Annotated in this window: 20 protein-coding genes and 1 pseudogene; 11 read left to right on the forward strand and 10 right to left on the reverse strand. The window is 73.6% G+C overall.

All coding sequences use genetic code 11. The features are described 5' to 3' along the window. Positions 1-140: 140 nt before the first annotated feature. Positions 141-2,687, reverse strand: coding sequence for an ATP-dependent helicase HrpB (hrpB, locus tag ACH4VO_RS25735; protein ID WP_360997665.1), 2,547 nt, complete (start codon positions 2,685-2,687; stop codon positions 141-143). A 59-nt stretch (positions 2,688-2,746) separates the two neighbouring features. Further along, positions 2,747-3,571: a class I SAM-dependent methyltransferase gene (locus ACH4VO_RS25740; protein ID WP_360997663.1), complete on the reverse strand. Its 825-nt coding sequence runs from the start codon at positions 3,569-3,571 to the stop codon at positions 2,747-2,749. 396 nt (positions 3,572-3,967) lie between these two features. Here ACH4VO_RS25740 and rpsA point away from each other — a divergent pair, with 396 nt between their 5' ends. The 4 genes from rpsA to ACH4VO_RS25760 all read left to right on the forward strand — a co-directional run bounded on the left by rpsA (position 3,968) and on the right by ACH4VO_RS25760 (position 8,328). Beyond that, entirely contained in the window at positions 3,968-5,482 is a 1,515-nt protein-coding gene (gene rpsA / locus ACH4VO_RS25745) for a 30S ribosomal protein S1 (RefSeq protein ID WP_014045325.1), read from the forward strand. A 726-nt stretch (positions 5,483-6,208) separates the two neighbouring features. Then, positions 6,209-7,147 (forward strand): PAC2 family protein, encoded by a 939-nt coding sequence (locus ACH4VO_RS25750; RefSeq protein ID WP_360997662.1) that lies wholly within the window; start codon positions 6,209-6,211, stop codon positions 7,145-7,147. Between the two features lie 53 nt (positions 7,148-7,200). Then, positions 7,201-7,803, forward strand: a complete 603-nt coding sequence (coaE, locus tag ACH4VO_RS25755; protein ID WP_360997660.1) for a dephospho-CoA kinase — start codon at positions 7,201-7,203, stop codon at positions 7,801-7,803. A gap of 141 nt (positions 7,804-7,944) precedes the next feature. After that, the gene (locus ACH4VO_RS25760) at positions 7,945-8,328 is read left to right on the forward strand and encodes a tetratricopeptide repeat protein (RefSeq protein ID WP_360997658.1); all 384 of its coding nucleotides are present in this window, start codon (positions 7,945-7,947) and stop codon (positions 8,326-8,328) included. Positions 8,329-8,358: 30 nt separating this feature from the next. On the opposite strand, the gene ACH4VO_RS25765 is transcribed toward ACH4VO_RS25760, so the two are convergent. Further along, on the reverse strand, positions 8,359-8,649 hold the full coding sequence (locus ACH4VO_RS25765; RefSeq protein WP_360997668.1) for a DUF6343 family protein: 291 nt from the start codon (positions 8,647-8,649) through the stop codon (positions 8,359-8,361). Positions 8,650-9,070: 421 nt separating this feature from the next. Next, positions 9,071-9,436, reverse strand: a complete 366-nt coding sequence (locus ACH4VO_RS25770; protein ID WP_360997657.1) for a hypothetical protein — start codon at positions 9,434-9,436, stop codon at positions 9,071-9,073. A gap of 218 nt (positions 9,437-9,654) precedes the next feature. Here ACH4VO_RS25770 and ACH4VO_RS25775 point away from each other — a divergent pair, with 218 nt between their 5' ends. From ACH4VO_RS25775 to ACH4VO_RS25785, 3 genes are all read left to right on the forward strand, one after another. Next, positions 9,655-10,758, forward strand: coding sequence for an SPFH domain-containing protein (locus tag ACH4VO_RS25775; RefSeq protein ID WP_360997655.1), 1,104 nt, complete (start codon positions 9,655-9,657; stop codon positions 10,756-10,758). Between the two features lie 147 nt (positions 10,759-10,905). Then, positions 10,906-13,872, forward strand: a complete 2,967-nt coding sequence (locus ACH4VO_RS25780; protein ID WP_360997653.1) for a DEAD/DEAH box helicase — start codon at positions 10,906-10,908, stop codon at positions 13,870-13,872. Beyond that, positions 13,869-15,152, forward strand: a complete 1,284-nt coding sequence (locus ACH4VO_RS25785; protein WP_360997651.1) for an SWIM zinc finger family protein — start codon at positions 13,869-13,871, stop codon at positions 15,150-15,152. The genes ACH4VO_RS25780 and ACH4VO_RS25785 overlap by 4 nt, the downstream gene beginning before the upstream one ends. Before the next feature lie 7 nt (positions 15,153-15,159). Here ACH4VO_RS25785 and ACH4VO_RS25790 read toward each other — a convergent pair whose 3' ends face one another. Both ACH4VO_RS25790 and ACH4VO_RS25795 read right to left on the reverse strand, forming a co-directional pair. Beyond that, positions 15,160-15,468 (reverse strand): hypothetical protein, encoded by a 309-nt coding sequence (locus ACH4VO_RS25790; protein ID WP_360997650.1) that lies wholly within the window; start codon positions 15,466-15,468, stop codon positions 15,160-15,162. A gap of 457 nt (positions 15,469-15,925) precedes the next feature. Then, complete coding sequence (locus ACH4VO_RS25795) at positions 15,926-17,137, reverse strand: pyridoxal phosphate-dependent aminotransferase (RefSeq protein WP_360997649.1); 1,212 nt, start codon at positions 17,135-17,137, stop codon at positions 15,926-15,928. An 86-nt stretch (positions 17,138-17,223) separates the two neighbouring features. On the opposite strand from ACH4VO_RS25795, the gene ACH4VO_RS25800 reads away from it, so the two are divergent. The 3 genes from ACH4VO_RS25800 to ACH4VO_RS25810 all read left to right on the forward strand — a co-directional run bounded on the left by ACH4VO_RS25800 (position 17,224) and on the right by ACH4VO_RS25810 (position 19,707). Then, entirely contained in the window at positions 17,224-17,907 is a 684-nt protein-coding gene (locus ACH4VO_RS25800) for a helix-turn-helix domain-containing protein (RefSeq protein WP_360997647.1), read from the forward strand. A 68-nt stretch (positions 17,908-17,975) separates the two neighbouring features. After that, positions 17,976-18,470 carry a cupin domain-containing protein gene (locus ACH4VO_RS25805; RefSeq protein WP_360997666.1) on the forward strand — a complete coding sequence of 165 codons (495 nt, stop codon included), beginning with the start codon at positions 17,976-17,978 and terminating at the stop codon, positions 18,468-18,470. Positions 18,471-19,065: 595 nt separating this feature from the next. Next, a complete protein-coding gene (locus tag ACH4VO_RS25810) occupies positions 19,066-19,707 on the forward strand; it encodes a uridine kinase (protein WP_360997645.1) in 642 nt (213 codons plus the stop codon). Between the two features lie 202 nt (positions 19,708-19,909). On the opposite strand, the pseudogene ACH4VO_RS25815 reads toward ACH4VO_RS25810, so the two are convergent. The 4 genes and pseudogenes from ACH4VO_RS25815 to ACH4VO_RS25830 form a co-directional block, all read right to left on the reverse strand. Next, positions 19,910-20,098 (reverse strand): annotated as a pseudogene (locus ACH4VO_RS25815) (pseudouridine-5'-phosphate glycosidase); the annotation flags it as partial. A 61-nt stretch (positions 20,099-20,159) separates the two neighbouring features. Continuing rightward, positions 20,160-21,437: an MFS transporter gene (locus tag ACH4VO_RS25820; RefSeq protein ID WP_360997643.1), complete on the reverse strand. Its 1,278-nt coding sequence runs from the start codon at positions 21,435-21,437 to the stop codon at positions 20,160-20,162. 122 nt (positions 21,438-21,559) lie between these two features. Continuing rightward, entirely contained in the window at positions 21,560-22,105 is a 546-nt protein-coding gene (locus ACH4VO_RS25825; RefSeq protein WP_360997641.1) for a methylated-DNA--[protein]-cysteine S-methyltransferase, read from the reverse strand. Between the two features lie 157 nt (positions 22,106-22,262). Continuing rightward, a complete protein-coding gene (locus ACH4VO_RS25830) occupies positions 22,263-23,135 on the reverse strand; it encodes a glycerophosphodiester phosphodiesterase family protein (RefSeq protein ID WP_360997640.1) in 873 nt (290 codons plus the stop codon). A 212-nt stretch (positions 23,136-23,347) separates the two neighbouring features. On the opposite strand from ACH4VO_RS25830, the gene ACH4VO_RS25835 reads away from it, so the two are divergent. Then, positions 23,348-24,217, forward strand: a complete 870-nt coding sequence (locus ACH4VO_RS25835) for an MHYT domain-containing protein (RefSeq protein WP_360997638.1) — start codon at positions 23,348-23,350, stop codon at positions 24,215-24,217. The last annotated feature ends 27 nt before the right edge of the window (positions 24,218-24,244 follow it).

A 24,244-nucleotide genomic window follows, 5' to 3' on the forward strand; every position in this document is an offset into this window, starting at 1 on the left:
GCAGTGGCTGCACACCTACAATCACCACCGCGGACACACCGCGCTGAAAGGCCAACCACCCGCCAGCCGCGTCCCCAACCTCACGGGTCAATACACCTAGGGCGGGTTGCGGCCGGCGGACACCGGCCGCAACCCGCCCGTCATCCGCGGCGCAGCCGCGCGGAGGTGAAGCGGGTCGCCGCCACCGTCGCGGGGTCCTCGGGCCACGGGTGCTTCGGATACCGGCCGCGCAGCTCCGCCCGTACGGCCTTGTACCCGTCCTGCCAGAACGACGCCAGGTCCGCCGTCACCGCGGCGGGGCGCCCGGCGGGGGACAGCAGGTGGACCAGTACGGGCACCCCCGCGACCCGGGGGGTCTCCCGGAGCCCGAAGAGTTCCTGGAGCTTCACCGCGAGGACGGGCTGCTCACCGCCGTACTCCACCCGGACCTTGGAGCCGCTCGGTACCTCGATGCGCTCCGGGGCGAGCTCGTCCAGCCGGGCGGCGTCGCCCGTCGACCACGGCAGCAGCCGCCGCAGTGCCTGTCCGGCGTCGATCCGCGCCAGGTCCGTACGGCGCCGGGCCCGCGACAGTTCCGGTTCCAGCCACTCCTCGGTGCGCGCAGACAGTGCGGCGTCCGACACGTCCGGCCACGGCGCCCCCAGGACCCGGTGCAGGAAGGCGAGCCGCAGCCGCAACTGCTCGCTGTCCCGGGTCCAGCGCAGCAGCCCGAGGCCCTCGCGCCGCAGGCCCTCCAGCAGTGCCTCACGCACCAGGCCGGGTGCCGGCTGCCGCAGCGCGCGTGCCGACAGTTCGACGGCGCCCAGCCGTTCCACGGAACGCGCCACCACGTCACCGTCCACCCAGCGGACCTCCTCACCCGAGAACTCCAGATGCCCGGCCGCCAGCCGTGCCGTGTCCTCGTCGATGACCGCCGCCAGCCGCACCCGGGCCGAGGCGGCGTGCGCCGGACGGTCGGCGACCGCGACGGCCAGCCACGGGGCGCTGCGCAGCCCCGACCCGTCCCCGGGCTCGGCGCCGGTGCCCGACGCCATGAGGAAGGCGCCGCCGCCCCGGGCCCGTGCCACCCGCTCCGGGAACGCGAGGGCGGCGACCAGACCGGCGGCCGCGTCGTCCGTGCCGGCCCCGGAACCGCCGGTTCCCTGCCCGGAGCCCTTCTCCCGGGCGGCGCTCTCGCGGGGCGCTGCGTCGCGGGCGGACGAGAGCCTGCGGACCTCCTGCCGCCACTGTGCGGCGTAGGCGTCCCCGCCCCGCCGGGCGGTACGTAGCGCGGCCGCCAGGTCGTCCCCGTAGGCCCGCGGCGGTTCCTCGCTCAGCAGCGCCACCACCTCAGCGGCCCGCCGGGCGCCGACCTCCTGGGCGCCGTCCAGCAGGGCGCGCGCGAGGCGGGGGTGCAGTCCGAGGCGGGACATCCGTGTCCCCCGGCCGGTCACCCGCCCTGCCGCGTCCACCGCGCCGACCGCCGTCAGCACCTCGCGGGCGGCGGCCATGGCCCCGGCCGGCGGGGGATCGAGCAGCGCCAGGCCGGAGGCGTCCGGATCGCCCCAGCAGGCCGCCTGCAGCGCGAACGCCGTCAGGTCGGCCACCCTGATCTCCGGGGACGGGAAACGGGCGAGCCGGCCGTCCTCGGCCTGCTCCCAGCAGCGGTACACCGTGCCCGGCGCCTCACGCCCCGCCCGGCCCGCGCGCTGGCGCCCCGCCGCCTGCGACGCCCGAACGGTCGTGAGCGCGCTCAGCCCCCGGGCGTGATCGGTACGCGGCTCCCTGGCCAGCCCCGAGTCGACGACGACCCGCACGCCGGGCACCGTCAGGGACGATTCGGCCACGGAGGTCGCCAGGACCACCCGGCGCCCCCGTGAGGACCCGGCCAGCACCGCGTCCTGGACGGCCGCCGGGGCGCGTCCGTGGACCTGGAGCACCTCGGCGGCCACCCCGTCCAGCTGCCCGGCCACCCGGCCGATCTCGCCGACGCCCGGCAGGAAGCAGAGCACGTCACCGTCCCGCTCGGCGAGCGCCCGGCGCACCACGGCGGCCACGTGCGTGAGCAGCGCCGGATCGACGCGCATCCCGTGCGGCGCCCGTACGGGGACGGCCGGCGGGGCCCACACCACCTCCACCGGATGGGACACCCCCCGTGCCTCGACGACGGGCGCGTCGCCCAGCAGCCGTGCCCAGCCCTCGGCGTCCGTCGTCGCCGACGCCGCGACGAGCCGCAGGTCCGGCCTGATCGCCGCCCGCACGTCCAGGAGGAAGGCGGAGACCGTGTCGGCGTCCAGGTGGCGCTCGTGGCACTCGTCGATGATCACCACGTCGACGCCGGTCAGCTCCTGGTCGCGCTGCAGCCGCTGGAGCAGGACACCGGTGGTCACGACCTCCACCACCGTCCCGGGCCCCACCAGGCGTTCCCCGCGCACGGTGAAGCCGACGCGTGCGCCGGGCCGCTCGCCGAGCAGCCACGCCATCCGCCGGGCCGCCGCCCGGGCCGCGATGCGCCGCGGCTCGGCGACGAGCACGCGGCGCACCGGGCCGCCGCCGGTCAGTCCGCCGAGCACCAGGGGCACGAGGGTCGTCTTGCCGGTGCCGGGCGGCGCGCAGAGGACCGCCACCCCGCGGTCGTCGAGTGCCTGCTCCAGGGCGGGAACAGCGGTGCGTACGGGCAGCTGTTCGAGGGCGTCGGTACGGATCACGCCCCCAGTCTCGTACGCCGGGGCCGGCCCGCGTCGCCGGGCCCGGTCCGGCCGCGGGATCACCAGGTGCGGCGGTCCCGCTCGCAGACGAAGATCGCCGTGCCGGGGATGAGGTTGCCGCGCAGGGGGGACCAGCCGCCCCACTCCTGGTCGTTCCAGACCGGCCACTCCGGCTCCACCAGGTCGAGGAGCCGGAAGCCGCCCGCCACCACGTCGCGCACCCGGTCCCCGAGTGTCCGGTGGTGCTCGACGTACACGGCGTCGCCCCGCTCGTCCTGCTCGACGTACGGCACGCGGTCGAAGTAGGAGGCGGCCACGGAGAGTCCTTCCGGCCCGGGTTCGTCGGGAAAGGCCCAGCGGATCGGGTGGGTCACCGAGAAGACCCAGCGGCCTCCTGGGCGCAGGACCCGGTGCACCTCGCGGAAGACCTGGACGGGGTCGGCGACGAAGGGCACCGCGCCGTAGGCGGAACAGGCCAGGTCGAAGGTGCCGTCCCGGAAGGGCAGCCGTCCGGCGTCGGCCTCCACGAGGGGGACGTCCCCGCCGATGCGCAGGGCGTGCTGGAGCTGGCGGTGGGAGAGGTCCAGGGCGACAGGGCGGGCGCCCCGGCCGGCCAGCCAGCGCGAGCACTGGGCCGCGCCGGCGCCGATCTCCAGCACGCGCCGGTCCTTCAGGGCCTCGGCGGGGCCCAGCAGGGCGGCCTCGGCCTCGTCGAGGCCCTCGGGGCCCCAGACGAAGCGGTCGTCCCCCAGGAAGGCTCCGTGGTCGCTCTGGTACGCGTCGGCGTTCCGGTCCCACCAGCCGCGACTGGCCCGGCTGCTCTCCGCCTCGCCGGCGTCCCGGCGGGTCGCTTCGGGTTCGGGGTCGTAGGTCTCTTGGCTCATCGTGCCCGTCGTTGTAGTTTGCCTTCACCCGCCGTACGGGGGCGCCCCCGGGGTGTACCGGTGAGTACGTCCGCGCGCGCGTCGCCTGTCCGCCGGAACCGATGTGGCCTCGGCGAACGCGAGTTGTGCCGGGATTGGGGCGTTGTGCCCCGGGTGTGCGCCTTCGCGCATTGACCCTGTCCGGCTGCCCCCGTATGCTACAAGTTGCGCTGCGAGCCTGCGCGCCTCAGACCTAGCAGGCCGCGCTCGCGTCTGTTGCATGTCCCCTCGGTTGTCGAGGTGCCTCCCGATCTCCGGGGCGGTGCTTTCCAGGCTGTCCGGCGTCTGCAGAGGCGATACGGGCTTTCGGCGTAGCAGTACCTACGACTCACTGTCCGTACCGGAGCCCTTTCCCACATGACGAGCAGCACCGAGACCACCGCCACCACTCCGCAGGTTGCGGTCAACGACATCGGCGACGCGGACGCGTTCCTCGCGGCGATCGACGAGACGATCAAGTACTTCAACGACGGCGACATCGTTGACGGTGTCATCGTCAAGGTTGACCGGGACGAGGTTCTCCTCGACATCGGTTACAAGACCGAAGGCGTCATCCCGAGCCGCGAGCTCTCGATCAAGCACGACGTCGACCCGAACGAGGTCGTCAAGGTCGGCGACGAGATCGAGGCCCTGGTTCTCCAGAAGGAGGACAAGGAAGGCCGCCTGATCCTCTCGAAGAAGCGCGCTCAGTACGAGCGTGCCTGGGGCACCATCGAGAAGATCAAGGAAGAAGACGGCATCGTCACCGGTACCGTCATCGAGGTCGTCAAGGGTGGTCTCATCCTCGACATCGGCCTCCGCGGCTTCCTCCCGGCGTCGCTCGTCGAGATGCGTCGCGTCCGCGACCTCCAGCCCTACGTGGGCAAGGAGCTCGAGGCCAAGATCATCGAGCTGGACAAGAACCGCAACAACGTGGTCCTGTCCCGCCGTGCCTGGCTCGAGCAGACCCAGTCCGAGGTGCGCCAGACGTTCCTCACCACCCTGCAGAAGGGTCAGGTCCGCTCCGGCGTCGTCTCCTCGATCGTCAACTTCGGTGCCTTCGTGGACCTGGGCGGCGTCGACGGTCTCGTGCACGTCTCCGAGCTCTCCTGGAAGCACATCGACCACCCCTCCGAGGTTGTCGAGGTCGGCCAGGAAGTCACCGTCGAGGTCCTCGACGTGGACATGGACCGCGAGCGCGTCTCCCTGTCGCTCAAGGCGACGCAGGAAGACCCGTGGCAGCAGTTCGCCCGCACGCACCAGATCGGGCAGGTCGTTCCCGGTAAGGTCACCAAGCTCGTTCCCTTCGGTGCGTTCGTGCGCGTCGACGAGGGCATCGAGGGCCTGGTCCACATCTCCGAGCTGGCCGAGCGCCACGTGGAGATCCCGGAGCAGGTCGTCCAGGTCAACGACGAGATCTTCGTCAAGGTCATCGACATCGACCTCGAGCGCCGTCGCATCAGCCTCTCGCTGAAGCAGGCCAACGAGGCCTTCGGCGGCGACCCGGCCTCGGTCGAGTTCGACCCGACGCTGTACGGCATGGCCGCGTCGTACGACGACCAGGGCAACTACATCTACCCCGAGGGCTTCGACCCCGAGACCAACGACTGGCTCGAGGGCTTCGAGGCGCAGCGCGAGGTCTGGGAGACCCAGTACGCCGAGGCGCAGCAGCGCTTCGAGCAGCACCAGGCCCAGGTCATCAAGTCCCGCGAGGCCGACGAGGCCGCTGCGGCCGAGGGCGCTGCGGCCCCGGCCGGCGGCAACGCCCCGGCTGCCTCCGGCGGCAGCGGTGGCGGCTCGTACTCCTCGGAGTCGGCGGACAACTCCGGCGCCCTGGCGTCGGACGAGGCCCTGGCCGCGCTGCGCGAGAAGCTGGCCGGCGGCCAGAGCTGACGCTCTGATCCCGGTCGCTCATCGGCTGCGGTAGCTGGAGAGCTGTAGGTGAGGCCCGCTCCCTTCGGGGGGCGGGCCTCACTCGTGTGGTGCGGCGGTCGTCGTCCGTCGGAGACCTTGTGCCCTGGGCGGGAGCGGGTGGTCGGTCGTCTCAGGGGCGTGGCGATGTCGGTCGGCCCTTGCCGCCGGTGCCCGTCCTGCTCGTTGTGGACGGTGGTGGGCAGTCGGGGCCCGGTCCGTCCGGGACGAATGCGGCGTGCCGGGGTGGAGCCGGCAGCGCCGGTCAGTTCCGGGGCGCTGCCGCGGAAGCTGACGGCCCGTAACGCTCGTGCCGGGATTCCCGGCGACCGCGGAACCGCAGGGGGGAGCCAAGGCCATGGCATGTACGTCCGGCAGCTCACGCACCTCGCAGGCCCCTCCCCAGGCGGCCGGTGCCCCCCACCCGGCTCCCTACCCCGCACCTGGAGACGGCCTGGCACTTCCTCGCCGGGGCCCGGCCGCACCGGCCTTCGCAGCGGTCCGCGCACCGCTCAACAGGCCGCCGGACATGTCCACTTCGCCGGTGACCGCCGCCGCACCGACGCCCGGCAGCACGGCGCCCTCATTCCGCCGCAAGGCGGTCACCGCGCACACCCGCTCCCCGGGCGAGACCGAAAGCGGCGCGGGCGGGAATGCGGGCGCCGCGCGGGGTGTTCTTGCCGGGGAACACGAGGAGGAGCGGTAACCGTGCCTGATCCGCAGAGTTTGTACGAATGGGAGCCGAAGGGCCTGGCCGTCGTCGACATGGCGCTCGCCCAGGAGTCGGCCGGCCTGGTCATGCTCTACCACTTCGACGGATACATCGACGCGGGTGAGACCGGCGAGCAGATCGTCGACGGCCTGCTCGAGACGCTGCCGCACCAGATCGTGGCCCGCTTCGACCACGACCGGCTCGTCGACTACCGAGCGCGCCGCCCGCTGCTGACCTTCCGGCGCGACCGCTGGACGGCCTTCGAGGCCCCCACGCTGGACGTGCGGGTGGTGCAGGACGCCACCGGCGCGCCCTTCCTGTTGCTGTCGGGGCCCGAGCCCGACGTGGAGTGGGAGCGATTCGCCGCCGCCGTCGAGGAGATCGTCGAGCGGCTCGGCGTCCGCCTCGCGGTCAACTTCCACGGCATTCCGATGGGAGTCCCGCACACCCGCCCGGTCGGTCTCACCCCGCACGGCAACCGCACCGACCTCATGCCCGGGCACCGCAGTCCGTTCGACGAGGCGCAGGTCCCCGGTTCAGCGGAGGCGCTCGTCGAGTACCGGCTGATGGAGTCCGGTCACGACGTTCTGGGCGTCGCCGCCCACGTGCCGCACTACGTCGCCCGGTCCGCCTACCCGGACGCCGCGCTCACCGCGCTCGAGGCGATCACCGCGGCGACGGGTCTCGTCCTGCCGACGGTGGCGCACACGCTGCGCACGGAGGCGCACCGGACCCAGACCGAGATCGACCGGCAGGTCGGCCAGGGCGACGAGGAGCTCGTCGCACTCGTCGAAGGTCTGGAGCACCAGTACGACGCGGTCGCGGGATCCGAGACGCGCGGGAACCTCGTCGCGGAACCCTCCGACCTCCCCTCGGCCGACGAGATCGGCCTCGAGTTCGAACGCTTCCTGGCCGAACGGGAGGGTGACTCCTGAGCGTTCGCCGACGGCCACGCCGCGGGCCACAGGGCAGCCGTTAGGCTCGTCGCATGCTGAAAGTGGGCCTGACCGGCGGCATCGGCGCCGGCAAGAGCGAAGTGTCGCGGCTGCTCGCGGGCTACGGAGCCGTGGTGGTCGACGCCGACAGGATCGCGCGCGAGGTCGTCGAGCCCGGTACCCCTGGGCTCGCCCGCGTCGTGGAGACCTTCGGCCCCGGCGTGCTGGCGGCCGACGGCACGCTGGACCGGCCGGCGCTCGGCGCGATCGTCTTCGCCGACCCGGACCGCCTGGCGGCGCTCAACGCCATCGTCCACCCGCTCGTCGCCGCCCGCTCCGCCGAGCAGGAGAAGGCGGCGGGCCCGGACGCGGTCGTCGTCCACGACGTCCCCCTGCTCACGGAGAACGGCCTCGCTCCCCTCTACGACGTGGTGGTCGTCGTGGACGCCGCACCCGGGACCCAGCTCGACCGGCTCGTACGGCTCCGAGGCATGACCCGGTCCGACGCCCGCGCGAGGATGGCGGCGCAGGCCGCACGGGAGCAGCGGCTTGCCGTCGCCGACCTGGTCATCGACAACGACGGGCCCCTGGAGGAGCTGGAACCGCAGGTCCGCGCGGTCTGGGCGGAGCTGAAGGCGCGTGCCGCCGCACGCTGAGGCGCGGCTCGGGGCGGGTCCCGCCGCCTGACGAGGGCGCGGCCGGGAGCCTGTGCCGTCGTCCGCCCAGGTGCGGCCGGTCCGGAATACCGGCAGCCCGCCGCATGTTGAGGAGCGGAAGGCAAGGGGAAGGATGTGACTGTGCCTGAGAGCAACCCGGAGACCCATGTCATCGATTTCCGAGCGGCGGAGCAGCTGCTCGCCGCGCGCGACCCGCGGGGCGCGGTCAAGCTGCTCGACTCCGTGATAGCCGCCCACCCGGAGAACACGGCCGCTCGCCTCCTGCGCGCGCGGGCCTTCTTCGCGGCGGCGCAACTGCGCCCGGCGGAGCTGGAGTTCGAGCTGGTCCTGGAGAGGGAACCGGACAACGCCTTCGCGCACTTCGCCCTGGCCCGCACCTTTCAGCGCGCCGGCCGCCCGGAGCAGGCGACCCGGCACTTCCGGCTGGCCGCCGCACTGGACCCGAACCCGGAGTACCTGCGGGCGGCCCGCTTCGACGACCGTCCTGAGGACGACCGCCCCTGACGGGGGTCCCGGCGGCCGCGCTCCCCGCGGTCAGCGGTGCTTCGAGGCGCGCTCGTCGCTCAGGGCCGCCGTGTCGGGTTCGTACGGTGGTACGTCCCGTCCCGGCTGGTAGTGCGGACCCTGGCGGATGTGGCGGACGACGAGGCAGCAGTCCGTGACCGTGACCACCAGCAGTACGGCGCAGGCGGCGGCCCAGCCGGGACGTCCCGTCACCAGGAAGGCGGCCAGGCCGAACGCCGCCCAGACCATGCCCCACAGGCTCAGCCAGAACCGCATCCGCAGGGGACTGCGTGCAGTGGCCGGTTCACTTCCGGTACGCATCGCCATCGCCTCTCTCCTCCTCCCAGGATGACCCCTCGGTGCGACGCAGGGAAGCCCTGCCGAGCCCGGAAGGAAGTCGGGCAGGGCAGGGCGGTACGGCGTGGGGTGACGACTCCTGGCGCGGGGGTGTCCCCGCGGGGCCGGGGTCCCCGGCACCTTGCCGGGCGGCCCGGCCGGGGACGCGCTCGGCGAACCGGCGGAGTTCCTCCCGCTCCCTGCATCCGCCGCACCCACGGGAGCAAGGGCTGCGCGGACTCGGCGCGGATCCGGACCCGGGGCGTCGGACGGCTCACGGATCCGCCCCCCGGGGTGGAGCTCTACACAGCCGCAGGAGCCGGTCAGGGCCCGCGCCCGGCCCACCCGGTATCGGCGGCGCGGAGCCCGGAGTGGTGGGGAGAGCAGGGCGGCCGGGGCTCCGCGGTCAGTGGATGAACCGGTAGCTGCGCCACGGCAGGGTGCGAGGGGCCGTGACATCGGTGACCGTGGTGGGCACATAGGTGGTCCCGCCGCCGGTGCAGTCGGGCGTGCGGTACAGGATCATGTCGATGAGGGTCCCGTTGGCGACCGCCTGCGCCCCGGCGGGCGCCATGCGATGGCAACCCTTCACCGACGGGCTGTGCACGCTCACGACCATGTCGCGCCCCGTGGTGTAGGTGACCGGCCCGACGGCGGTGCGGCCCAGGCCCGAGCAGCCCGAGACGGTGAGGGTGAGCAGTGCGGCGCCGACGGCGACGCCCGCGCGGCGCCGGCGGAGGTCGGTGGGGAGGGCTGTCGCGGTGACGGACATGGCGGGGTCCTCGTCTGCTCGTCCGGCTCATCGGTACGTCCCAGAGACGTGCTGGCGCTGGCCACCCTGCCCGGTCCCGGCGAGCCCGGCATCCGGTGCGCGGCCGGCCGGGCCACGGGCACCCGGACAGAGGTTCGACGGGTGCGCAAAGCGGGCTTATCGTGGTAAATGGCGCTCGGGCGGACGCTCGGACGCACTGTCTGAGGCAGGGGGCCGTGATGGTCCAGGTGCTTGTGATCGCAATCGTGGCGGTCTGTGCGGTCGCCGCGCTCTATGCCATGTCGGCCGCGCGGGTCGTCAAGCAGTACGAGCGGGGAGTGGTCTTCCGGCTCGGCCGGCTGCATGAGCGGGTGCGCGCCCCGGGTTTCACCGTGATCGTTCCGGGCGTGGACCGCCTGCGCAAGGTGAACATGCAGATCGTGACGATGCCCGTCCCCGCGCAGGACGGGATCACCAGGGACAACGTGACGGTGCGCGTGGACGCGGTCATCTACTTCAAGGTGGTGGATCCGGCAAGCGCCGTGATCGCCGTGGAGGACTACAGGTTCGCCGTCTCGCAGATGGCGCAGACGTCCCTTCGGTCGATCATCGGTAAGAGCGATCTGGACGATCTGCTGTCGAACCGGGAGAAGCTCAACCAAGGGCTGGAACTGATGATCGACAGTCCGGCGGTCGGCTGGGGTGTGCAGATCGACCGCGTGGAGATCAAGGACGTGTCACTGCCCGAGACCATGAAGCGCTCGATGGCCCGGCAGGCCGAGGCCGACCGGGAGCGGCGCGCGCGGGTCATCAACGCCGACGCGGAACTCCAGGCGTCGAAGAAGCTCGCCCAGGCGGCCCATGAGATGTCGGCCCAGCCGGCGGCCCTGCAACTGCGCCTGCTGCAGACCATCGTGGCCGTCGCGGCGGAGAAGAACTCCACCCTGGTGCTGCCGTTCCCCGTCGAACTGCTCCGCTTCCTGGAGCGGGCACAGTCGGCCCGGGCACCGCAGGATGCGGACGGGGTCGGGACGCAGAACGACAAGCCGGAGCAGCCGGCGGCGGGGCCGGACCCGGCGGAGGCACCGGGCACCGAGCCGGCCCTGCCCGACGGGCACACGCCGGACCGGCTCACGCCGGATCCCCTCACCGATCCGCTCGCCCACGATCCGGCGGGCACGCAGACCACGCTGCCCGATCCGCTCGCCCCCGATCCGATACTGCCGGACCCGGGGCTGCCCGACCCGCCACCCCCCGCCTCGCCGCCCGACCGGGCCGCTGCCGACGGGGATCGCACCGGTCGGACCGACGGCTCAGGCCCGGAGCCGTACACCCCGGGCTGAGTTCCGTGCGCAGGACCGTGCCGAGGGCCCGCTCCGCCCGCTCCCAGCTGTGCGAACACGGCCGGGGCGGGCGTTGTCGTACCCCCCGCCTAGACTTCCCGGAACAGCGGGAACACGACCGTGGCGAGGCGCGGGAGGGCGGTGGACATGGCACAGCGGCGGCATGACGAGTCCGTCGACGCGCTCCTGCGGTGCGCGGCGGTCTTCCTGCCGGCGGAGCTTCCCAGGGACGGCCGCGTGGCCTTCTGGGACCCCGAGGGGACGGTCGGCCTCCCGGGGGCCGACGGGCCGTTGACCGGGCTGCCGCCGGGCGCGAAGCCGTATCCGGCGCCGTCGCGCGAGGGCGGGGGAGCCGTCCCTGCCGTCAGCGAGCTGACGGTCCTTGTGCGCGACGGCGTGGACGGTGCCCGGCACCGCACGGTGCCCGCCGTGCTGCTCCCCGTCGCGGACGCCGTGCCCCTGCTCGCCGGAGCCCGGCACCGGGCCGTGGCCCACCCTGCCACCCGCGCCTGGGGCGCCGCCACGCTGCACGCGCTCACCCTGGTGGCGCGCGGCAGGCTGCTGCCCGGGCTCACCTCCGACGACCACGACGCCTGGCGGGCCGGACCCCGCGACGCCGAGGACATCGCCCACCTGAGAGCGGTCGCCGCCTCGATGCCGCCGGAGGGGCACGCGGTCCCGCTGGACGGCACGCCCCTGCGGGTCCCCGAGCCCCGGGCCCTGCTCGGCGCCTTCCTCGACGCCGTCGCCGACACCCTGCCCCGTACACCCGCCGCCGCCCACGCGATGGGGGCGCCCTTCGCCGCGCTCGAGGCACAGCACCTGCCGGGGGCCCGTGCCTGGGCCGTCGAGGTTGCCGCGGGACTCGACGCGGGAGTGCGTGTCTCGCTCCGGCTCGACCTGTCCGCGTACGACCTCTTCGAGGCCTCCGGTCCCCCCGCGCGGACGGAGGCGGACGCGGCCACGAAGGCCGAAGCGGAGACGCACGGGTCGCCGCCCGCCGCCCGCCACGCGGCCGCCGCGGTCACCCAGGTGCACAGCCTGGCCGACCCGACCTACGTCACCGACGCGGCCACGCTCTGGGGCGGCGGAGCCGGCGAGCCGTTCGGGCCGAGAGCCAGGATCGACGCCGTGCTGGCGCTGCGCCGCGCCGCCCGCGTCTGGCCTCCGCTGGAGAGGCTGCTCGACCAGCCCGTCCCCGACGTGCTCGCCCTCACCGAGGACGAGCTGTACGAACTGCTCGGCCAGGCCGGAGCCCGGCTCGCGGAGGCGGGGGTCGCGGTCCACTGGCCGAGGGAGCTCGCCCGCTCGCTGACCGCCGCGGCCGTCGTCCGCCCGGCCCCGGGATCGGCCACCGACGGCACGTCCTTCTTCGACGCGGAGCAGCTCTTCGCGTTCGACTGGCAGCTCTCCCTCGGGGACGAGCGGCTCACCGAGGCGGAGATGGACACACTGGCCGAGGCCCACCGGCCGGTGGTGCGGCTGCGTGACCAGTGGGTGGTCGTCGACCCCGACCTCGTACGCAAGGCCCGCAAACGGGAACTCGGCCTGCTCGACCCGGTCGACGCCCTCGCCGTCGCCCTGACCGGCAGCGCCGAGATCGACGGCGAACAGGTCGAGGCCGTGCCCGTCGGCGCCCTCGCAGCGCTCCGCGCCCGCGTCCTGGACGAGGACGCCACCCTCCCGCCGCCCCCGGGACTCGACGCCACCCTGCGCGACTACCAACTGCGGGGGCTGGCCTGGCTGGACCGGATGACCTCGCTGGGCCTCGGCGGCTGCCTCGCCGACGACATGGGCCTGGGCAAGACCATCACCGTCATCGCGCTCCACCTGCACCGCGCCCACGCCGCGCCCACCCTGGTGGTCTGCCCCGCCTCGCTCCTCGGCAACTGGCACCGCGAGATCAACCGCTTCGCGCCCGGTGTCCCGGTGCGCCGCTTCCACGGCACCGACCGCTCCCTCACCGACCCGGACGGCGGCTTCGTCCTCACGACGTACGGCACGATGCGCTCCAGCGCGGAGCAGCTCGCCGCCCACACCTGGGGACTCGTCGTCGCCGACGAAGCCCAGCACGTGAAGAATCCGCACTCCTCCACGGCCAGGGCGTTGCGAACCATCCCGGCCCCGGCCCGCGTCGCGCTCACCGGCACCCCCGTCGAGAACAACCTCTCCGAGCTGTGGGCGCTGCTGGACTGGACCACGCCGGGACTGCTCGGCCCCCTGAAGGCGTTCCGGGCCCGGCACGCCCGGACCGTGGAGAACACGGGCACCGCGGCCGGCCTGGGCAACGAGGAAGCGGTCGAGCGGCTGTCCCGGCTGGTCCGCCCCTTCCTGCTGCGCCGCAGGAAGTCCGACCCGGGCATCGCGCCGGAGCTGCCGCCCAAGACCGTCACCGATCATCCCGTCTTCCTGACCCGGGAGCAGGCCACGCTCTACGAGGCCGCCGTCCGCGAGACGATGGCGTTCATCGAGCAGTCCGAAGGCATCACCCGCCGGGGCCTGATCATGAAGCTGCTGGGCTCGCTCAAGCAGATCTGCAACCATCCGGCGCAGTACCTGAAGGAGGAGCCGACCCGGCTCACCGGACGCTCGGGGAAGCTCGCCCTGCTCGACGAGCTCCTCGACACGATCCTGTCCGAGGACGGCTCCGTCCTGATCTTCACCCAGTACGTGTCGATGGCCCGGCTGCTCTCCGCCCACCTGGCCTCGCGCGCCATCCCCTCCCAACTGCTGCACGGCGGTACGCCGGTGGCCGAACGGGAGCACATGGTGGACCGTTTCCAGTCCGCGCAGGTCCCTGTCTTCCTGCTCTCCCTCAAGGCGGCGGGCACCGGCCTGAACCTCACCCGGGCCGCCCACGTCGTCCATTACGACCGCTGGTGGAACCCGGCGGTCGAGGAACAGGCCACCGACCGCGCGTACCGCATCGGCCAGACCCAGCCCGTGCAGGTGCACCGGCTGATCGCGGAGGGAACGGTCGAGGACCGGATCGGCGAGCTGCTGGAATCCAAGCGGGCGCTGGCCGACGCGGTGCTCGGTTCCGGCGAGACCGCCCTGACCGAGCTCAGCGACCGCGACCTCGCCGACCTCGTGTCGCTGCGGAGGACCTCGTGAGCCCCGCCGCGGGCTCCCGCCCCGCGGCCCGGCCCGGCCCCGACGACCTGCGGCGCACCTTCGAGGCGGTGCCCGCCCGGGCCTCGGACACCGGTGGGCCCTTCGCGGACAGCTGGTGGGGCCGGGCCTGGGTGGACGCCCTGGAGACCCTGTCCATGGACGAGGGGCGGCTGGCACGCGGGCGTACGTACGCCGACGGCGGCCACGTCGCCGCGATCACCGTCACCCCCGGCCGGGTCATCGCCTACGTCCACGGCAGCCGCCCCCGCCCCTACCGGGCGGAGCTGCGGCTGCGTACGTTCTCCGCCGCCGACTGGGACACGTTCCTGGACGCCGTCGCCGCCCGGCCCGGGCACCTGTCCGCGCTGCTCGACAAGGAGATGCCGCACTCCCTGGTCGACACGGCGGGGGAGGCCGGGATACGGCTGCTGCCCGCCGCCGGCGACCTCGATCCCGACTGCTCCTGCCCGGATCGCGGGTGGCCCTGCAAACACGTCGCGGCGCTCTGTTACCAGACGGCACGGCTCCTGGACAGCGACCCGTTCGTCCTGCTGCTGATGCGCGGCCGGGGCGAGCGGGAACTCCTCGACGAGCTGGGCCGCCGCAATGCCGAGCACTCCGCCCGCGAGCGCCCCGCCGTCCCCGCCATGCCGTCCGTCGAGGCCGGGGAGGCCCTGGCCGACCGCTTCCTCCCACCGCTCCCCGCGCCTCTGCCGGTGCCGCCGCACCCCGGTGGGCCGCCGCCGTACCCGGAGCTGCCCGGCGCCAGGGACGCGCTGTCCCTGGACCACCTCGCCGCGGACGCCGCGGCCCGGGCCCACGCGCTCCTGACCACGGGTGAGGATCCGCTCGCCGGGCTCACCACCTGGCAGGACGCGGTGCGCATCGCGGCCTTGCGGCCCACGGCGGGACTCACCGCCACGACCCGGGCCCTCTACCGCGAGCTGGCCTTCGCCACCGGCCGCAGCACCACCGACCTGGCCCGCGCGGTCGCCGCCTGGCGGCAGGGCGGGGCGGAGGGTCTGGCCGTCCTGGAGACGCCGTGGGATCCACCGGCGGGCCCGTTCGACCGGGCGCGCCCCGCCCTGGCGGCGGCGGGCTTCCCGCGGTTCCAGCCCCGGCGCAACCACCTGACCAACGCCGCCGGAACCCTTCAGCTGCGCTTCGGCCACGACCACCGTTGGTACGGCTACGAATCGGACCCGGGCGAGGACGACTGGTGGCCCCGCGCCGCCCCGGACACCGACCCCGTGGGCGCCCTCAGCGCCCTGCGTGGCTGACGGCCGCTCAGCCGAACGCGTAGACGAGCACCACGATCAGCAGGAGGGCGCACAGCGGCAGCATCACCCGGCGGGCCTTGCTGAACGACTCGTTCTCCTGCTGGGTGAGTCCGCGGTCGGCGCCGTGAACGGCCGCCAGATGCTCCCCGGCCATGTCGATGATCCTCTGCCTGGTCAGCAGGGAGGGCGCCCAGTCGCAGTGCGTACAGACGAGGAAGTCCCGGTAGGGGTCGTACCGGAAGTCGCGCTCGATGTTCACCGTGAAGACCGCGTCACCGGGCCCGAGGGCGGTGAAGTGGCGTATCGGCGTACCCATGTCGATGGCTCCCTGCTCGTGACCGGTGCGCGGGCGCTGTCCGGCGGAACCGTACCGAACGCGCGGAGGAAGGCGCCGGCCACCCGCGCGGTGAAACGTGCCGGCGACGGTGCGCGGGGCACCACCGAGCGGACCCGGAGCGTACCGGCCGTCAGGTCCAGAGAGAGCAGAGGGCCCGCGTCAGCGCGGAGTTCGCCGTCCACGGCCGCCCGGCCGAAGACCCTGCGCCGCCCCTTCTAGGCCGAGGCCGCCCGGCCCGGCGCAGGCCTCACGGCGCCCACTGCGTCAGCGCTCCGGCGGAGGCCCCGACGCCCTGCGTGCGGGGCAGTGGGCGGCGCGCTGCTGCCGGTGTGACCGAAGCGGTCCCGGCCCCGTCGCCGGCGGGACCGCTGCCACGGTCCGCTCGGGCAGCCGGGGGAGGCCGGTCATGCGCGGGGGAGCCGGCGGCTGGGGCAGGTCACTGTCGGTATCCGCTCAGGAAGCGGCCGATACGGCTGATCGCCGCGTCCAGATCGTCGGCCTGCGGCAGTGTGAGGATGCGGAAGTGGTCCGGGCGCGGCCAGTTGAAGCCGGTGCCCTGCACCACCTGGATCTTCTCGCGCAGCAGCAGGTCGAGGACGAACCGCTCGTCGTCGGCGATGGGGTGCACCTTCGGGTCGATGCGGGGGAACGCGTACAGCGCGCCCTTCGGCTTCACGCACGACACGCCGGGGATCTCGTTCAGCCGCTCCCAGGCCCGGTTGCGCTGCTCGTGGAGCCTGCCGCCGGGGGCGACCAGTTCCCGGATCGACTGCCGGCCGCCGAGGGCCGCCTGGATCGCGTACTGCGCGGGGGTGTTGGGGCACAGCCGCATGGAGGCGAGCGTGGTGAGCCCCTCCAGGTAGTTGCGGGCGTGCTGCTGGGGGCCCGAGACGACCAGCCAGCCCGAACGGAACCCCGCGACCCGGTATGTCTTGGACAGTCCGCTGAAGGTGAGGCAGAGGAGGTCGGGAGCCAGGACCGCCACGCTGTGGTGCTCGGCGTCGTCGTAGAGGATCTGGTCGTAGATCTCGTCGGCGAACACCATCAGCCCGTGCCGGCGCGCCAGGTCGAGCATGCCCTCGAGGATCTCGCGCGGGTAGACGGCGCCCGTCGGGTTGTTCGGGTTGATGATCACCATGGCCCGGGTGCGGTCGGTGATCTTCGAGGCCATGTCGGCGAGGTCCGGGTTCCAGTCCGCGGCCTCGTCGCAGGTGTAGTGCACGGCCTTGCCGCCCGCGAGCGTGGTGACGGCGGTCCACAGGGGGTAGTCGGGGCTCGGGATCAGGACCTCGTCCCCGTCCTCCAGCAGTGCCTGGACGGCCATGGAGATCAGCTCGGAGACGCCGTTGCCGAGGAAGACGTCGTCGACGTCGACATCGGTCAGGCCCATCGCCTGGTACCGCTGTGCCACGGCGCGGCGCGCGGAGAGGATGCCGCGCGAATCGGTGTAGCCGTGTGCCGTGGGAAGCATCCGGATCATGTCCTGGACGATCTCCTCCGGGGCCTCGAAACCGAAGAGCGCCGGATTGCCCGTGTTGAGGCGGAGCACGCTGTGGCCCGCCTCCTCCAAGGCGTCGGCCTGTTCGATGACCGGCCCCCGGATCTCGTAACAGACCTCGTTGAGCTTGCTGGACTGCCGGAACTCCATGTGGTGCCTCCCCGACCCGAATTGCGATACTTGGTTTTACCAAGCTGGAGCTTGGAAAGTCCAACAACATGTCTAGACTGCGTCGTATGCCCCGTCAGCAGCAGCCAGCAGCGCGTCCCGTCCGCCGCCGCAGTTACGACCAGTTCTGTGCCACCGCCAGGGCCCTCGACTCCGTCGGCGACCGGTGGACGCTGCTGATCGTGCGCGAACTGCTGGCCGGGCCGCGCCGCTACACCGACCTGCACGCCGATCTTCCGGGGGTCAGCACGGACGTACTGGCCTCCCGGCTCAAGGACATGGAGCAGGGCGGCCTCGCCGTACGCCGCCGATTGCCGCCCCCGGCCTCCGCCGTCGTGTACGAACTGACCGAACACGGCCGCGGGCTGCTCCCGGTCCTCACCGCGCTCGCCGGATGGGGGGCTCCCGCCCTGACCGGGCGTCGTCCCACGGACGCGGTGCGGGCCCACTGGTTCGCTCTGCCCCTGCTCCGCGCCCTGGACGGCCTCACGCACGCCGGGGTCATCGAAGTGCGCCTGGAGGAAGGTGAGTTCCACTTCCGTGCGGGCGCCGACGAGACAGCGGGCGACGCCTACGGATACGGCCCCGCCGAGCATCCGGACGCCTGCCTCGTCATGGACGCGGACCTCTGCCTGGCGCTCGGGCGCGGCGAGCTGACACCTGCGCAGGCCGTCGAGGAGGGCAGGGCGGAGGTGCTGGGCGACGGGCCGCTCGCCACCGAACTCCGCGGCGGCCGTCCCGCGCGCCCCTGACGCCCACGGTCCAACTCACGCGTACGGTAGGGCCGTTGGTTTGTCGCAGGATGTCGAAGGAGTCGCACATGTGGTTCGGCGGCACGGTCGGTTCGAAGAAGCAGGGACTCCTGCGCAAGGTCGTACTCGTGGGCGTCGGCGTGATGGCGCTCGGCTTCCTCCCGGCCGCGGCGGTCGCCACACCCGGCAGCGGTGTGAGCGGCACCGTCGTCGCCGAGGGCACCTCCGCGGGCAAGCTCAAGGTGAAGACCCCTCAGGGACGCACGGACGTGACCTTCCGGACGATCACCGTCGCCCCGGGCGGCTCCACCGGCTGGCACACCCACCGCGGGCAGCTGATCGCCGTGGTCAAGTCCGGGACGCTCACCCGGACCCTCGGTGACTGCTCGGTCGAGGTGACACCCGCCGGGACGTCGTTCATCGAGCCGTCCGGTGTCCGGCACCGGCACATCGGGCGCAACCTCGGTACGGAACCCGTCGTGCTGTGGGTGACCTATCTGCTCCCCGAGGGCAGCGCCCTCTCCGACGACGCCGAAGCGGTGGACTGCCCGGTACCGAACTAGGGCGTGTATCGAAAGTCCCGCCTGCCCGGCGGCGCCCGGCACGCACACTCGCCGCGTTGTCGGGATCGCCCCGATACATCCAGTATCGGGGCGCCCCTCCGCCTTGCGATCGCACGCACCGGACACCGCCGAGCCTGCCCTTCGGGCAGACGGCGCTACTTTCGACACACGCCCTAGCCGGTTCAGCGCCTCAGCCGGCGGGCGTGTCGCCGTCGGCGCCGAGCCCGGTGACGACCGGGCCGTCGCGGGAGGTGAGCACTTCGCCCACCCCGCCGCCGGTCCGGTCGCGGTAGGCCATCACCGGCGCCCCGCACCCGCCCGCACGTCCGCCACCTCGCACTCGGGTCCGGGATCTTCGTCAGCCCGGTCGCGCGGTCGCCCGGTACGCGCGCAGGGCGGCCCTGCCGTGCCCGGTGCGGCCGGATCCGCCCGTCAGCCTCGAAACCACGGGCGAACCGGCGCCCACGTCGCCGTGGTGGTGGGCCAGGAGGCGATCCGACGCACGGGAAGCCCAGCCGTCCTGCCATCGGCAGCGAACCGGCGGCGAAAGCAAGGCCCGTACCGTCCATGACGCGCCCGGGGGCATGATGGGCGGGTGCGACTCGAACCGATCACCTGGGAACGGCTGGCCCGGTCCCTGGCCGTGCACACCGACGGTCTGCGGCCCGCCGACGGCGGCCCCTGGCTGAAGGTCGGCGTCGACGGCGCTCCGGCCGCCCGCCCGGGGGACCGGGCCGAGCTGGTCGCCGAGGCGCTGCGGGCCCGGGGCCGCGCCGTGCTCACGGTCTCCACCGGTGGCTTCCTGCGTCCGGCTAGTCTGCGCTACGAGTACGGCAGGAAGGACCCCGACTCGTACGCCGACAGCTGGTTCGACACCGGCGCGCTGTGGCGCGAGGTGTTCCGCCCGCTGGAGCCGGGCGGCAGCGGGCGGATCCTGCCCGACCTCTGGGACCCGGTGACCGACCGGGCGACGCGGAGCCCCTACCGCACGCTGCCCGAGGGCGGGGTGCTGATCCTGCACGGGCCGCTGCTCCTCGGACACTGGTTCCCCTTCGATCTCTGCGTCCACATCGGCCTCTCACCCGGTGCGCTGCGACGGCGTACCGAGGAGGGCGAGCGATGGACCCTGCCCGCCTTCGCGCGGTACGAGGACGAGGTGGCGCCCGCCGAGCGCGCGGACGTGGTCGTCCGGGCCGACGACCCGAACCACCCGGCCTGGACCGGCCTGGGTACCTGACGGCGCCTGGGTACCTGACGGCTTCCCCCGGACCCGGTCGGCTCGGCCCGCCGGCACCCCGGCCCGGAAGCACCGGGCCGAGGTCAGGGCGGCCCGGCTTCCGCATCGCCGGATCCCGGCGCCCTGCTCCGTCTGCCAAGCGGTCAGGTCCGCCCGCACCCGGCCTTCCAGGAAGGCGATCGTGGCGGTACGGCCCCGTCCTGCGCACGAGCTCCTTCGGCTCGCGCGCGACCGCCGGACTGCGGGGACGCGGCAGGCCGTGAGAGATGACCCTCGACTCCGGGGCGACGACGGGCCGGCGCCGTGCCAGGGCGTCCTGGACCTCGCCGGCCGCCACGGGAGAGCGGCGGCCGGTGTCCCGAGGGGCCGGTGCCGAAGGGTTCGAGGGCATGCCCCGTCCCTGTCGCGGGCACGGTGGCCGCAGACCCGGACGGCCGCATCCCCTCGCCGGGTCAGGCCTTTCCGGACGCCACGGGCTGCCGGGAGACCGCCCGGCGCAGGGCCAGGGCCGCCATCGGCAGCAGCAGGCAGGCGGCCACGGCGTTCAGCCAGCCGTACCCGAGCCGGGAGACGATCACCCCGGCGACCGCGCCTCCGACCCCCGCCGCCGTGTTCATCGTCAGGTCGGACAAACCCTGTACGGCGGCGCGGGCGGGCTGCGGGACGGAGTCCGTGAGCAGCGCCGAACCCGCGACCAGGCCGGCCGACCAGCCCAGACCGAGGACGAACAGGCCCGCGGCGGTCCGGCCGTGCCCGCCGCCGGAGGTGCCGGCCAGCACTGCGGCACCGCACAGCAGGCCGGCGGCGAGGCCGATGACCGACAGCCGCCCGAACCGGTCCGCGAGCCGCCCCATCACGGGGGAGAAGGCGTACATCCCGGCGATATGCCCGCTGATGACCAGGCCGATGAGCTCGATGTCCGCGCCGTGGTGGCCCAGGTGGACCGGGGTCATGACCATGATCGAGACCATGGCGGTGTGGCACACGGCGACGGTCACCAGCGCCAGCCGGGCCATCGGGGAGGCGCGCACCGCCGCGACGCCCGCCCGCAGGGAACGGTGCTCGGCGCCGGAGCTCTGCGGGGCGAGGGCGCGGGCGGTGAGCAGCGGGTCGGGGCGCAGGAACACGGCGACCAGGAGGCCGGTGAGCAGGAAGATCGCCGCGGCCCAGGCGAACGGGCCCGCCATCTCGGGCACCGAGGTCCCCCGGAAGACACGGCCCGCGGGGGCCGCGACGTTGGGGCCGAGCACCGAACCGATGGTCGTCGCCCAGATGACGGTGGAGATCGCCCGTGCGCGGCGCTCCGGCGGGGCCAGGTCGGCCGCGGCGAACCTGGCCTGGAGATTGGCCGAGGAGCCGGCGCCGAAGCCTGCCATACCGAGGAGGAGCAGCGGGAAGCTGCCCACCATGGTCGCGGCCACGACGAGCGACGCTCCGGCCGCCCCGACGAGATAGCCGAGGACGAGCCCGGGGCGCCGGCCGCGCGAGGCCATCAACGCGGCGAGCGGCAGCGACAGCAGGGCCGTACCGGCCACCGACGCCGTGGGGGCGAGCCCGGACAGGGCCTCGGAGCCGCTCACCTCCGCCGCGAGGACCGGGGCCAGGGCGATGCCGACGGCCACGCCGAGACCGCCGAGTATCTGGCCGACGACGAGGACGGCGGAGATCCTGCGCTGCAGCGCGGGCAGGTCGGCGTCCGTGATCCGGGGGGCGGGAAAGGCTGTCGTCACCGCCGCAGTCTCCCAGGTCGCACGCCCGTGCGAAACCGGGTAACGGGGCGTGCCTGGGAGCGGCGGCCGTCGGAGCGCAGCGGCACGTCTCGGACAGGGGCCGCCCCGGAGTGCGGGCGGCCTCAGAACAGCGGCTGGGGGAGTATCCCCTCGAGCGCCAGCAACCGGCGCTTCGTCTCCAGGCCCCCGCCGAACCCGCCCAGCCCCCCGCCGCTCTCCACCACCCGGTGGCACGGCACCACGACCGGCAGCGGATTGGAGCCCATGGCCGCCCCCACCGCCTGGGCGGCCCCCGGCTGCCCCACCCGCCCCGCCAGCTCCCCGTAACCGACGACCGTCCCGTACGGCACGCCGGCCGCCAGCTCGCGGAGCACCTCGCGGTGGAAGCCTGAGGACAGCGACCAGTCCAGGTCCAGCGAGAACTCCCGCAGACCGCCAGCGAAGTACGCCGCCAGCTGGCGCACCGGCTCGGCGAGCCGGGCGGAGCCGGGTGCCCGCACGGGCTCCGCGCCCAGTCGCCCCCGCAGCCGGCCGAGCGCCTGGTCCCGGACCGCGGGACGCGCGTGGAAGACGACACTCACCAGGCCCGTGGCGGTCGCCGCCAGCAGGAGCGGCCCGATGCCGCTCTCCACGACGGACCACTCCACACCCTGTTCCACGTTGTCCATGCGACCACCGTACGGCCGGGCACCGACATCGACGCCGCTCCCCGGGGTCCGGTGGCCGGGTACGGGACGGGCCCGGCGGTCACGCCCGGCGCCGCGACTCCGCGGGCCCCGGGCGCGGGTGCCTCGCGCCCGGCCCCGGCAGGTCCGCGCCGTGCCGTCAGCGGGTGGCCTCCCGCACGACGTCGGGGTAGTTCGTGATGATGCCGTCGACGCCGTAGCCGGCGACCTCCGCCGCCTTGGCGGCGTCGTTGACCGTCCAGGTGTTGACCCGGAGCGGCTTCCCGTGGGCGCCCTTCAGCTTGTGGACCGAGGCGACGTACGCGGCGCCGATCGTCCCGTACGAGGGATTGATCTGGTCGGTGAACGCCGCGTACGACGGAAGATCGGCCACCGCGGGGGTGCCGAGGAAGCCCGTGACGACGTCGGGACGCTGCGTGTGGACGGTTTTCACACTCTCTGCACCGAAGCTCTGGACGACCAGCCGGTGCTTGACGTGCTCGCGGTCGAGCCACCCCTCCTTGCGCAGGATCCGCAGGGTCTCCTTCTCGATCCCCGGGTAGATCTCCGGGCTCTTGATCTCCAGGAGCAGCTTCTGGCGGTTGCGCTCCACGCGGTGCAGGTACTGGGTGAGCGTCGGCACCCGGGCGCCCGCGTACCGGGCGCCGAACCAGCTGCCCGCGTCGAGCTTCGCGATCTCGGCCGCGGTGAAGTCCTTGACCGCCCAGGGGGCACGGCCGGGGAAGACCTCCTCCGCGTCCGTGGTCCGCTTCAGGCTGGTGTCGTGCACCACGACCAGCACACCGTCCTTGGTGAGCTGTACGTCGTTCTCCACCCACGCGATGCCGAGGTCGTCGGCCGCGTCCACGGCCGCCAGGGTGTTCTCCGGGGCGTAGGCGGAGGCCCCGCGGTGGGCGAAGACCACCGGGGCGTGGCGGGCGTCCGAGGCCTGCGCCTGAGCGGCGGGCAGCAGGACGCAACCGCCGAGCAGGGCGGCGACGGCGGTGGACGCGCTTGCTGTGCGTACGGACACGTGTACTCCTTGCGTCGGGATGCGGCACGGAGAGCGTCGCAGCCGATTCCCAACGGGCGACAGGGTGCTGGTGGCCAAGATGTGAACGGATTGTCGGGTACCCGATTACCGGGCGGTATGCGGGCGGCTAAGATGCCGCTCTTATGTTTGCCTGGCGGGCTTCGCCCTTTAGGGTCACCCCGAACCCGGGCTTCCGCGAAGGGCGTACGAGCATGCAGGGCACAGTTGACGGATTCGGCTACGGCCTGATGACTCCGGTCGTGGCGTTCCTCATGGCATGCCTCGGAGCGGCTCTCGGGCTGCGGTGCACCACCCGGTCGCTGCGCGCGGACCGCTCCCGCAGAGCCGGCTGGCTGGCCCTGGGCGCGCTCTCCATAGGTTCCGGCATCTGGACGATGCACTTCGTCGCGATGCTGGGCTTCACGGTCCAGGAAGCGCCGGTGACCTACGACAGGCCGCTCATCTTCGCCGGCCTCGCCGTGGCCATCGTCATGGTCGGCATCGGCATCTTCCTGGTCGGCTACCAGGGCGCCACTCCCATGGCCCTGGTCACCGGCGGGACGATCACCGGTCTGGGTGTCGCCTCGATGCACTACCTCGGTATGGCCGGAATGCGGTTCGACGGGAAGTTCGCCTACGACACGCTCACCGTCTCCCTCTCCGTCGTCATCGCCGTCGTGGCGTCCACCGCCGCCCTGTGGGCGGCGGTCTCCATCCACGGCTTCCTGCCCAGCCTCGGCGCCGGCGTGGTCATGGGCGTCGCGGTGAGCGGGATGCACTACACGGGGATGGCCGCCCTCCGGGTGCATCTGCACCCCGGCGCCGTGACCGCGACGGCCGGTGACACCCCGACCTCGCTGCTCCTTCCGATGATGATCGGTCCGGGGTGTTTCCTGCTCCTGGCCGGGGTGATCGTGATGATCGACCCGCTGGTGGTGACGGGGACGCCCGAGGGCCGGGTCCGCACCCCGGGGCGCGGGTTGCCGGCCGGCCGCCGGGTCGCCGCCATCCCCGTCCAGCGGCGGCGCACGCCCTACGCGTCCGCCGCCCGCAGAAGCGGCGGGCAGCTGCGGAACCGCTGATCCGGCGCCGTTGTCGGTGGCGGGTCG

Origin of the sequence: Streptomyces sp. NPDC020780, assembly GCF_044334475.1 — a bacterium.
Classification (GTDB): Bacteria; Actinomycetota; Actinomycetes; order Streptomycetales; family Streptomycetaceae; genus Streptomyces.

Coding starts and splice junctions, on each gene's coding strand:
- ACH4VO_RS25740 (WP_360997663.1), bottom strand. CDS start 3,571: ATGAGCCAAGAGACCTACGACCCCGAACCCGAAGCGACCCGCCGGGAC.
- rpsA (WP_014045325.1), top strand. CDS start 3,968: ATGACGAGCAGCACCGAGACCACCGCCACCACTCCGCAGGTTGCGGTC.
- coaE (WP_360997660.1), top strand. CDS start 7,201: ATGCTGAAAGTGGGCCTGACCGGCGGCATCGGCGCCGGCAAGAGCGAA.
- ACH4VO_RS25765 (WP_360997668.1), bottom strand. CDS start 8,649: ATGCGTACCGGAAGTGAACCGGCCACTGCACGCAGTCCCCTGCGGATG.
- ACH4VO_RS25770 (WP_360997657.1), bottom strand. CDS start 9,436: ATGTCCGTCACCGCGACAGCCCTCCCCACCGACCTCCGCCGGCGCCGC.
- ACH4VO_RS25775 (WP_360997655.1), top strand. CDS start 9,655: ATGGTCCAGGTGCTTGTGATCGCAATCGTGGCGGTCTGTGCGGTCGCC.
- ACH4VO_RS25780 (WP_360997653.1), top strand. CDS start 10,906: ATGGCACAGCGGCGGCATGACGAGTCCGTCGACGCGCTCCTGCGGTGC.
- ACH4VO_RS25790 (WP_360997650.1), bottom strand. CDS start 15,468: ATGGGTACGCCGATACGCCACTTCACCGCCCTCGGGCCCGGTGACGCG.
- ACH4VO_RS25795 (WP_360997649.1), bottom strand. CDS start 17,137: ATGGAGTTCCGGCAGTCCAGCAAGCTCAACGAGGTCTGTTACGAGATC.
- ACH4VO_RS25800 (WP_360997647.1), top strand. CDS start 17,224: ATGCCCCGTCAGCAGCAGCCAGCAGCGCGTCCCGTCCGCCGCCGCAGT.
- ACH4VO_RS25805 (WP_360997666.1), top strand. CDS start 17,976: ATGTGGTTCGGCGGCACGGTCGGTTCGAAGAAGCAGGGACTCCTGCGC.
- ACH4VO_RS25825 (WP_360997641.1), bottom strand. CDS start 22,105: ATGGACAACGTGGAACAGGGTGTGGAGTGGTCCGTCGTGGAGAGCGGC.
- ACH4VO_RS25835 (WP_360997638.1), top strand. CDS start 23,348: ATGCAGGGCACAGTTGACGGATTCGGCTACGGCCTGATGACTCCGGTC.